Raw genomic sequence first — 1,543 nt, forward strand, 5'->3', positions numbered from 1 at the left:
TGGGATCGGTCAAACGGGATGAAACGGCTCATCCCAGCATACTATGCCCTCGCCACTTCAAAGGGTACCCCAACCCGACAGGCTGCTAGCAGCCTGTCGGGTTGGGCATTTTGCGGCTGATAACGCCGAGGCAGACCCGGCTTATGCTGCGTGAAGCCGAGTCATTCTTTTGCAGTTGTATGCGAGAGCGACGAGTGTCCATTCGGTCGTAACTTTTGCAAGGCTGCGCAGACTGAATCTTCTGAACCCCATGATGCTTTTGATAATTCCAAAGACCGGTTCAACGGTCTGTTTTCGTAGTCTGTAAACATCTCCGGCTTCTGTGGTTTCCAGCCTGTCCTTCATGGCTAGCCGCCAGGGTTCGGTTATCCGGCGTGGCTCCTTGTTTTCAGGAGGTGGCCGGAAATCATATGGCCTGCGGGCGCGAGGCCGTCCGATGGCGACCAGCGGATCGATGCCTTTTTTCCGCAGGTCCCGGACTGCCTGCCCGTTGGCGTAACCGGTGTCGGCGAGCACTGTCTTTGGGAGACCGATCGTGTTTTCCATCGACAGCACCGTGCTGGTAAAGGACGGCGCGTCCGCTGACGTGGCGACAACGCCGGTTGTCACGATCAGCTGGCTGCCTTCAGCGCAGACCACAGCCTGAGCATTGTAAGCCTGCCGGAACTCATGGGCGTCCGAACGCCGCATGAGGCGGCTGTCCGGATCAGTCAGGCTGATCTGTCTCTCGGGTGGTGGTTCATCATCGGGCGGTTTCGGCGCCCGGCCGCGACGCCCTGTTTGTGCGTCATAGACGGCTTTCTTTTTCTCGTATGCCGGTCGCGCCGCCTCGGCCTGAGCCTTCGCGTCAGCTTCCAGCCGGGCGCAGGCTTCATCCAGCTTCGCTTTCAGCGTTTCCCGGCGGGCAAGTTCTTCCGGCAATGCCTGCGGATCACTGTCTGTGGCGTCCGCGTGCTCCGCCTGTTCCATCAGTTTCGCGATATCCACCCCCAACTGTTCACGCAGGGCCCTGATCCGGTCGTAGCGCAGGGAGCGGTATTTCGAGGCGTCGGCATCAATCTTCGTGCCGTCGATCGACACCACACCCAGACGCAGCAGGCCCGTCTCGCGCGCCAGAAGCAGGACCTGCGCAAATGCAGCTTCAATGGCCGTCCGGTTCGTTCGGCGAAAGGCGGCAATCGTGTCGTGATCCGGATGCAGGTTCGCCGCCACGAAGCGCACCCCGATGTCACGATATGTCGCCCGCTCGATCCGCCGTGAGGAAAAAATCCCGTTCGCGTAACTGAAAATCAGAAGAGCCAGCATCAGCCGCGGATGATACTGCGCCTTGCCACCCGTGCGCACCGGCACGCAGAACGCGGTCATCGGAACCCGCTCAACAGCGGCAACAATGAAATGCGCCATATCGTCAGCCGGAAGCCACGACTTCAAATCAGGCGGCAGAAGATACGGCTGAGACCGGTCAAACGGGATAAAGCTGCTCATCTCATAACCTTACAACCGCCCCCCTTCACAGGGTACCCCAACCCGACAGGCTGCTAGG

Annotated in this window: 1 protein-coding gene; it reads right to left on the bottom strand. The window is 59.9% G+C overall.

Going from position 1 to position 1,543, the window contains the following annotated elements:
• Window positions 1–141: 141 nt before the first annotated feature.
• Window positions 142–1,485 carry an IS1182 family transposase gene (locus tag DY926_RS10590; protein ID WP_116703342.1) on the bottom strand — a complete coding sequence of 448 codons (1,344 nt, stop codon included), beginning with the start codon at window positions 1,483–1,485 and terminating at the stop codon, window positions 142–144.
• Between the last annotated feature and the right edge of the window lie 58 nt (window positions 1,486–1,543).

The organism is Komagataeibacter melaceti, assembly GCF_003403295.1.
GTDB classification, from domain to species: Bacteria; Pseudomonadota; Alphaproteobacteria; order Acetobacterales; family Acetobacteraceae; genus Komagataeibacter; species Komagataeibacter melaceti.